The 9,156-nt window shown below is 44.9% G+C and carries 7 protein-coding genes; 3 read left to right on the plus strand and 4 right to left on the minus strand.

The annotated features are described in order from the left end of the window. Positions 1 to 117: 117 nt before the first annotated feature. On the minus strand, positions 118 to 1,215 hold the full coding sequence (locus JGK07_RS16730) for an ATP-binding protein (protein WP_293177046.1): 1,098 nt from the start codon (positions 1,213 to 1,215) through the stop codon (positions 118 to 120). 159 nt (positions 1,216 to 1,374) lie between these two features. Between JGK07_RS16730 and JGK07_RS16735 the strand changes: the two genes are divergently transcribed. Next, positions 1,375 to 1,650: a hypothetical protein gene (locus JGK07_RS16735; RefSeq protein WP_293177044.1), complete on the plus strand. Its 276-nt coding sequence runs from the start codon at positions 1,375 to 1,377 to the stop codon at positions 1,648 to 1,650. Positions 1,651 to 1,730: 80 nt separating this feature from the next. On the opposite strand, the gene JGK07_RS16740 is transcribed toward JGK07_RS16735, so the two are convergent. From JGK07_RS16740 to lepA, 3 genes are all read right to left on the minus strand, one after another. Beyond that, on the minus strand, positions 1,731 to 2,150 hold the full coding sequence (locus JGK07_RS16740) for a type II toxin-antitoxin system VapC family toxin (protein ID WP_293177042.1): 420 nt from the start codon (positions 2,148 to 2,150) through the stop codon (positions 1,731 to 1,733). Next, positions 2,147 to 2,719, minus strand: coding sequence for a type II toxin-antitoxin system HicB family antitoxin (locus JGK07_RS16745; RefSeq protein ID WP_293177040.1), 573 nt, complete (start codon positions 2,717 to 2,719; stop codon positions 2,147 to 2,149). The genes JGK07_RS16740 and JGK07_RS16745 overlap by 4 nt, the downstream gene beginning before the upstream one ends. 275 nt (positions 2,720 to 2,994) lie before the next feature. Continuing rightward, positions 2,995 to 4,809: a translation elongation factor 4 gene (lepA, locus tag JGK07_RS16750; protein ID WP_293177038.1), complete on the minus strand. Its 1,815-nt coding sequence runs from the start codon at positions 4,807 to 4,809 to the stop codon at positions 2,995 to 2,997. Between the two features lie 746 nt (positions 4,810 to 5,555). Here lepA and JGK07_RS16755 point away from each other — a divergent pair. Then, positions 5,556 to 5,783 carry a type II toxin-antitoxin system CcdA family antitoxin gene (locus tag JGK07_RS16755; protein ID WP_293146178.1) on the plus strand — a complete coding sequence of 76 codons (228 nt, stop codon included), beginning with the start codon at positions 5,556 to 5,558 and terminating at the stop codon, positions 5,781 to 5,783. A gap of 855 nt (positions 5,784 to 6,638) precedes the next feature. Next, positions 6,639 to 8,555: a GAF domain-containing sensor histidine kinase gene (locus tag JGK07_RS16760; RefSeq protein ID WP_293177036.1), complete on the plus strand. Its 1,917-nt coding sequence runs from the start codon at positions 6,639 to 6,641 to the stop codon at positions 8,553 to 8,555. The last annotated feature ends 601 nt before the right edge of the window (positions 8,556 to 9,156 follow it).

Genomic DNA, 9,156 nt, shown 5'->3' on the forward strand with positions numbered 1-9,156 from the left:
GGCTGGGGAGGGCAGGTTTTTGAGATTGTCTGTTTTAGGCGATTATTGTTGGTGAACCTGCCCCTACGAGATATTGGATTGTGCGATCGCATATCTATCTTAGCTTTCTATAGTATTTTAGGATGATTTAGTATCGTTGATATAACGATCGTAAGCTTGATAGCACAATTGCATCAATTTCTGAGGATAGCCGCCACTTTCAGCAATTAACTCCGCAATTTCTGCCTCAGTAAACCTTACGGGTTCGGGAATAGGTGTTAACCAGTCAGCATTGAGGCGACTATCAATAAATTTGCGGCTAATTTGATCATCCCATTGCTTCAGATTTTCCTCAATGCAAATTCCTTTGAAAGGAGATGTCATATTTTTGTCTTGACTGTCAGGAAACAGGGTATCGAGAGAGGTGCAGGCGGCGACAACTAGACGCAAAGGTGCATCGGTTCCCTCCGCCAAACCCCGCAATTGGCCGCGTACTTGGTTCGTAAATCCATCCCAGGTCATTTTCTCGACTTCATCTAAAAGCAACAGGAATCGGTGCGATTCTAGAGCCCGTTTTAGTTGATATCCTTTGACTGTCTCGATACCCGCTTCGCCACACAAAGCATCGTAAAAGTCATGTTCATCATAAACATTATTTAAGTTAAGGTAAATGGGTTGGCGCGGATGACGGAGTTCAGTTGGGGTTTCTCGGTAAAGGGCTTGTAGGAGGGAACTTTTGCCGATCGCCCTTTCGCCAATAATTGCAACACTACTACCACTATTCAGCGTCTCAAACACCCGCCGTATTTCTCGCTTTCTACCAAAGAAATGTCGCGGATCGTCTATCTTGCCATGTTGGGGAATAAACGGATTATTGTGGTTGGAATTATCCACTGCGATCGAAGAAACCGGGTTTTTCACCGAATCTGTGGGCTGTAACGCGTCTTTTCTGTGAAAAAACCCGGTTTCTGAACCCCGCGTAGTTGTATTGGGATTTGTAATATCTTGCCAATCCAATCCTAAAGCCTTGCAAATTCCCACAAAATACTGGCGACTGACAGCCTTCTGGGTAAAAAACTTATGAATTGCTTGAATATCGATGCCTGTCTTTGACTTTTTGCCTTCCCCGATCGTAACACGATCGGCTAAGTCTTGGCGACTCCAGCCTTTGCCTGTGAGAGCAATTGTTGCTTTTTCGATTCCTGCCTGGGATGCTGTGAGCGATCGCTCTGTCATAGCCAAATTACAAACCTTTTAAGTATTATAGCGGGCGATCGCCAATCAAACGCATCTTAAACGCATATCAAACTCATAGTATTTGAAACCCATACACAGGCTGACTTTCAAGGTTTTGCCCTTTATGATTAAAACATCACCAATCAAAAGGTAGCAATTATGAAAGCTCAACCAAATATGACACCTGCTAAACCTAAATCTCCTAAAATGATTCGTAAAAATACCTCTCCTCAACCTCCCTCTCCTTTCGAGTACGTCTTCGCAACTGTTGTCTGTATTACCTTACTTTCTGGAAGCGTGTCCTTATCGCTTAGTATGGAAGATCGGCTATCTCCGCAACAAATTCGCATTTTTGAGACTTGCAAGGATACTTGGAATATGGGTGTCGGTGCAATTTTCGGACTTTTAGGTAGTAAAGCAGATGATGATGAGTAATCTCTGATGGTTTATTTGCAAAAGTGCGATCGCCCTTAATGTCCAAAAGTGCGATCGCATTTAATCCCTCACCCAATTCCTCAAATTGTCCAATCTTCAAACCTCAAACCCGGTACTCGCTCAAAATCTCGCCGGTTCCGCGTCACCAGGATAGCATTTCTTGACATCACAACAGCAGCAATCCGTAAATCTTTTGTGCCGATGCGAATCTTTTGACGCACCAAATCTGTATAGCAATTGTAAGCATCGCGATCGAACTTCAACACATTCACACTGTTGAAATACTCTACTCCATCCAGAAATCCCTTATAACCCCAGATTACTCGCTCCGATTGAGAAGATTGGTTGATCGCATTCAACCATCCCCGCATTTGTTCCTCAACGGTAATCACTGTTACTGCAATCTCTTCAGGATTAACCTGACTAACTCGCAGCTTTACCAGCGGATGATCGTTTTGAAAAAGTGTCAAACAATCCGTATCCAGTACCCACAAACTCATTTTACTCCGATCTCCACATCAACTTGTGGGTAATCTGTTCCCATTTCCTCATCAAGGGTGTTGCGATCGGCTTCCATATAAGCAACCACCTCATCAAATAGCGGATTGTCTTTATACATTCCAGCAAACTTCATCCAAGGATGTTCCGGTTTGGGCGGTTGAATTGCCAAAGAAATGAGTTCGGCTTTCTCTAGCCGATCGCCCACAACTAAGCTAATATTGGTAATAACCTCTTCCCGGCTATTACCCTCTGCCTTACATTCTTCCCAACCCAAAGCCATCGCTTGATACTTTCCCTCTGTTTCCTGTTCGATCAGGATTGTCAAAGCTGGGCTATCGGGTTTTTGCTCTTGGATTTCTAGCGAAATGAATTCAGCTTTTTCTAAATGATTCGTCACAAGTTGGCTGAGATTTGCGATCGCCTCTTCGCGAGTATTTCCCTCAGCTTGACATTCAGGTAAACCCAATACCATCGCTTGATATTTTCCCTCTGTTTCCTGTTCGATGACGGCTGTCAATGAAAAGTTAGTTAATTTGTCCGACGACTTCAGTAATATTTTGGTAGTCATAATAGTAAATTCAAGTGAGAATTATATTGTTAATTATATCAACATCTTATATCATTTTCAATAAACCTTTTTGGCACGGGCAAGATGCCCATCCCACAAGAAAATTTACTCTTTGTGGAACAGGCATCTTGCCTGTTCGAGGTGATTGCAAAAAACTACGATAAAATTGACTCTTTGTGGAACAGGCATCTTGCCTGTTCCTAGAACCCCACAAGAAAAATGACTGTTTGTGGAACAGGCATCTTGCCTGTTCCTAACAAAGCCCTACAGACAAATTACGAATCGCGATCGAGCTTAAGCACAGCCATAAAAGCCTCCTGCGGCACATCCACAGTACCCACAGACTTCATCCGCTTCTTACCCTTCGCCTGCTTTTGCAGCAACTTCTTCTTCCGCGAAATATCGCCGCCGTAGCACTTCGCCAACACATCCTTCCGCAAAGCCGGAATATGTTCCGAAGCAATCACCTTAGCGCCAATAGTCGCTTGAATCGGCACCTTAAACTGGTGGCGGGGAATCAACTCCTTCAGTTTTTCCGTCAAGCCGCGGCCAACATTGTAAGCCTTATCCCGGTGCACGATCATCGCCAAAGCATCAACCGGATCGCCATTAATTAAAATGTCCAATTTCACCAACGGATTTTCGCGATAACCGATGATGTGATACTCCATACTTGCATAACCGCGCGATCGCGATTTCATCTGATCGAAAAAGTCCGTCACCACCTCCGCCAAAGGCAACTCATAAACCAACGTAGTCCGCCCCTGACTCAGATACTTCATATCCATAAAAATGCCCCGCCGACTTTGAGACAACTCCATCAGCGCCCCCACATAAGTTTCCGGCGACAGCATTTCTACCCGCACATAAGGTTCCTCAATCTTCTCCCGATATTGAGGATCTGGCAAGTGACTCGGATTGTCAATTGTTAACACTTCTCCCTTAATTGTTGTGACTTGATAAACCACAGAAGGAGCCGTAACAATCAAATCCAAATTGTACTCTCTCTCCAATCTTTCCTGCACAATTTCCATGTGCAGCAAACCCAAGAAACCGCAGCGAAAACCAAATCCCATCGCACTAGAAGTTTCCGGTTCGTAGGAAAGCGCCGCATCGTTGAGTTCCAGTTTTTCCAAAGCTTCCCGCAAGTCAGGAAATTGGTCTGCATCGATCGGGAATAAGCCACAAAAAACCATCGGCTTAGCCTCCGTATAACCAGGCCAAGGCTCCGGTGCAGGCTTTTTGACCAAAGTAATCGTATCCCCGACGCGAGCATCAGCTACCGCCTTAATTGCCGCGCCCAGATAACCCACTTCTCCCGCGTGCAGTTCGTCTACTTGTACTTGCGTCGGTGACAAAATGCCCAATTCATCGATGACATATTCCTTCCCCGAAACCATCAACAAAACCCGATCGCCCTTTTTGACACTTCCGTCCATCACCCGGAAATACACAATTACCCCGCGATAAGCATCGTAATAACTATCAAAAATTAGCGCCCGCAGCGGTTTCTCAACAGTATCCTGCGGCGGCGGCACCAATTCCACGATCGCCTCCAAAATATCATCAATACCAATTCCTTCCTTAGCAGAAGCCTCAATCGCCCCGCTACAGTCCAGACCGATAATTTCTTCAATTTCCCCTTTAACCCGTTCCGGTTCCGCCCCCGGCAGGTCAATTTTATTTAGAACCGGAATAATTTCTAAATTATTTCCCAAGGCAAGGTAGACATTTGCCAAGGTTTGTGCTTCCACGCCTTGAGAAGCGTCTACCACCAGCAGCGCCCCTTCGCAAGCAGCGAGCGATCGCGAAACCTCATAGGAAAAGTCAACGTGTCCGGGAGTGTCGATCAGATTTAGCACGTACTCCTGACCGTCCTTGGCAGTGTAATTCATCCGAGCCGCTTGCAGCTTGATCGTAATGCCACGTTCGCGTTCGAGATCCATATTGTCTAAAAACTGCTCCTTCATTTCCCGTGCCTTCACAGTCCCAGTCGCCTGCAACAGTCGATCGGCCAAAGTCGATTTTCCGTGGTCGATGTGAGCAATAATCGAAAAATTACGAATGCGAGATACAGGAACGTTTGTCATAAAACCTATCGGCAAAAGATTGACTTTTGTTATATTATAAAACTTCATTCAATCTACAGTCATTTATAGTCATTTAGAGACTTAAATAGAATTTAAATTTTTCTCGGTTGTGGGTTGACAAAGCCATTGTATTTATGCTATGTTTTTTAGCCTGCTCCAGCCTAGACGCCCTCCTCAGAAAAAGTTTTGTCTTTGTTCTTTTACAGAAAACTCTGGAACAGTTGAGAAAAAGGCGATCGGCAGCATCCCGCATCAAACGAACAGCCCAGTCCATTTGAGATTAGAGATTTTAGACTTCGGGGTGCACAACAGATTTAGATTTGAGATGGGAGACTGCGGCGTGAGACTTGAGCGAGCGCGAGCATCGAGTTCAAAAAAGGAGAACGATTTTCAATTTACTGCACAACAGATAAATCTGGGAGATCGAGCAGGGGTCTAAAATTTTGGGCCGAGCACCACGATTGTCGGGCGCTTGTACCCATTTTTGGCGTCAGGTTACTCTACAGAGGCGGATAGCAAACTGAAAAATATTGGTGAGAAGTTGCTAGCGCTTGACAAGAAGCAGATAATTTGGTCAAATGACGGAAGCGGGGCGGCAAGGGTGTAAAAAATACAGGTTTTGAGCCGCTGTGCATCTCTACTAGGGATAAGGCATCACTTCCTTCAAAACACTTCCTTCAAAACAAAAAGGCGTAAATTCCTAGAAGGAATTGAAACTTAAGAATTAAAACTAGGATTTTTTAAGTATGAGCGAGTCAAGTATACACTCCCACAGTTCGTCAGAAAAAGTGGAACTATCTATCCATATAGATTCTGAACTGCTAGACCAAATTAAGCACTTGACAAATGACCCCAGCAAAGTCATTGAAACAGCAATCAAGCAGTGGCTCAGAGGCGAGCGTCGCGAAGACGATCAGGCTATGAGTTTGCGTCGCACCCCTCCTGTCCCGCCCCGCGGCGAATGGAACGACTGAGGTTGTCTCCTGTCTCGCCCTCCTACGGCGCGCACAAATCTGCTGGGCATAAAATTTCTGGGTGTGAAATTTAGATCGTCCGATCTCCGGCGAGATAACTCCGGCAGATTTCCGGGCGAAATACAGGTGGTTCGGAGCAATATTGGTTAAGTAGAAGGAGCTTTTCTATTGTGACGGCAAAAATGCGATCGCCAGTCCCCGACTTGAGTTTTTGGCAGCCTCAACTTTTGGCGGAATTTTTAAACTCGATAGTTAATATGTGCAGACTACTAATTCCTACATCTTAAGTTGTATTTTTAAATTACCGAAAACTGCTGACAACAAATAGTTTTGAGTTTTGAGTTGAGTTATAAATTAATTTTTTGGGAAATTATTGATAACTAAAAATGCTGTGGTAGAAGTCTAAAAGAGTTCTGAGTTTCGAGTCTCGACCTGTGAATCATTCATTAAAAAGCCAACTACTTTGCAGTCAATTAATATAGCCACCGTGCCCGATCGCGGGGAATTTATTAATTGCTAAAACTAATGCGCTCGATTGCATCTTCCATCTTCAATCTTGCATCTTCCATCTTTTTAGCTTGAGCGACTTATACGGCTTAGCCGAAGGAAGCCGCAAGGGCTTATTCCTTCTTCCTTCTGTTAACCCTTGTCTTGCGCGATCGGGCTCTTCTGTCAACCCAACGACCGGCTTTTCGGGCTCTTCTGTCAACTATCAACTGTCAACTCTCCACTCTTCCTTATTGCTTCTACCATAACTCACATCTTAATTATCAAAACCCAAAACAATTTTGAGTTTTAAATTTTAAATCAAAAACTCAATACTCAAAATCAGAATTACTTTTATCCCCTAATCTGATGGACTCTAACACAGATTTCCGGCGATCGAACCTCGCCTCTACAGCATTTTTTCAAGAGTTAGGGGCAGAATTAGTATTTACCCAAGACGCAAGGGGTCGATATCTGTCTTTTTACTGGCAAAAAGCCGAGGAGTACAACCTCACAGCAGAAGAAATTGTCGTTAGCGAAGCCCTCGAAGAGGATCGCCCCCTTAGCGAAACCCTGCAACCCATCGCCCCTGCACCTTATCTCGAACGCCTGCGGCGGGCGCTCGAAACCCTTGTCCCCCAAAGGTTTAGCTATCCATTTTGCCACGCCGAACAATATTTTCTCTTCGATTTGACAGTCACTCCGGCGATCGACTCCAATGGTAAAGCTACAAAAGTCTTAGTTATGGGCAGGCTGCTGTCGGACAAACCCGTACAATTGTCGGCAGATTCCCCAGAATTCATGGCATATCCAGCTTTGCCATCTTCCTCCGACGCCAGCCAACAAATGCTGTATCCAGCCAGCCTCATCGGTAGACCGCTCACTACCTACTCGGAAATCGATCGCAAAATTATCTCCCAAATCGCTCAAAACCTGCACAGAACACTCGATTTACAGACAATTTGGCAGCAAACAGTTAACAGTTTGGGTGAAGTTTTGAACGCGAGCCGCTGTATCATCTGTTCCTCCAAAAAAGACAGCGAAAACCTCGAAATTTCCCCCTTCCCGATCTCAGAAAATCAGCAAAACTATCCAGATCTAGCAGCAGAACTGCAACACTCAATTGCCAGCGATGGATCGCCCCCGCTGTCTGCCGATCAAATCGAAAATCTCCAATCGAAAACTTTTAAAGTAGTAGCTGAGTACCGCCAAGAACCTTACTCTTCGATGCTGGGATTACAACTGCGCGCAGCCGAACAGCCGGGCTGGATTCAAACTTTAGCCACGTTAAAACCCGTAGCAGTCGATTACGCCTCCCCCATTGTCGATCGCTTCGATCGCCATTCCGTGCTCGTAGCAGCTACCTTCTATGAAGACCAACCCAATGCCCTGATATGTTTGCACCGCTGCGGCAATTCCCCGAAATGGAGTCCTGTCGAACTCGAATTTGCCCGCGAGTTAGTCGCTCAAGTCGGCAGCGCGATCGCCCACGCTACACTTTACCAAGAATTAGAACAAGCCCGTGCCGAAGCCGTCGCTCTTTCCCAACTTAAAAGTCAATTTCTTGCCAATACTTCCCACGAACTCCGCACCCCCCTCAACGGCATCCTCGGTTTCCTGAAACTGGTTCTGGATGGCATGGCAGATGACCCCGAAGAAGCGCACCAATTTATCGAAGAAGCTTATCAATCGGCATTACACTTGTTCAATGTGATTAACGATATTTTGGATATCGCTAAAATCGAAGCTGGCAAAATGGAGTTAGACCTCGCTCCAGTCAAACTCGGCGAACTTTTGCAGCAAGTGGAGAACTTTACACGGGTTCAAGTGCAAGAAAAGCGATTGCAATTTCAAATCCAAACACCAGCCATCGAGGACGAGATTATTTTGTATGCCAACTACCAACGCCTGCTTCAGGTAATTTTGAACCTCACCGGCAATGCAATTAAATTTACCAAGGAAGGCGGAATTCGCATCAGTGCCGAAGTTATTAAGAAAAAAGTAACTGTTAACAACCAGGAGTTACCCGGAATTGTGAAAATCCGAGTTGCGGATACTGGCATTGGGGTTTCTCTAGACAAGCAATATAAATTATTTGAGTCATTTTTTCAGGTGGACGGCGCTCGTACCAGACAATACGGCGGCACTGGTTTGGGATTGGCTATTTCTCAAAAACTGGTAGAAGCCATGGGTGGCACAGTAAATTTTTACAGTATGGGGGAAGGACTCGGATCGACAGTTACTTTTACTGTGGTGCTTTATCAAGAACCGCTCTTGAAAAATTAATTATTGGTAATTGGTAATTGGTAATTGGTCATCGGTAATTGCTTCAGTTCTGGGTTATCCGAAGAGAGGAACGCTATCCATAAAAGCGATATCCGATCTATGAAAACTTTTGTGGGGTAGGCATCCTGCCCGCCCCAAAGATCAACTCATTTGATTAAAACTCTTGTGGGGTAGGCATCCTGCCCGCCCCAAAGATACAAACTAAATGCAAGACATTGTTTTTACCAGAAAGAATTGGTTGAAAGCCCCAAGTCTTTGAGGGAGAAATTAAAATCAGACTATTCATTACTCCAATCCTCTTCCTTCTAGGTAGAGGTCGCAAGCGTATTGGATCGTCGCGACGTTCAAGGACGTGGGGAAACGAATCAGTTTCAGGGATTTGACCGATTTAACGGATAGATGTTGAGGCCAGAAGTCCGAGATCAGAAGCCCGAGCAAATCACCAAGAAGCAAAACTTGTCCGCAGCCAAAGGAGGGAATAAGCAAGAAGCAAGAAATAAAAAATGGCTCTCCAGAACTTATGGTGATAATTTTATCTAATGCAAGAAACAAGCTAATACGCGATTTCTAAAATTATCAAAATTAGAAAAGCCATACCCTT

Source organism: Microcoleus sp. PH2017_24_DOB_U_A (assembly GCF_020738205.1).
Classification (GTDB): domain Bacteria; phylum Cyanobacteriota; class Cyanobacteriia; order Cyanobacteriales; family Microcoleaceae; genus Microcoleus.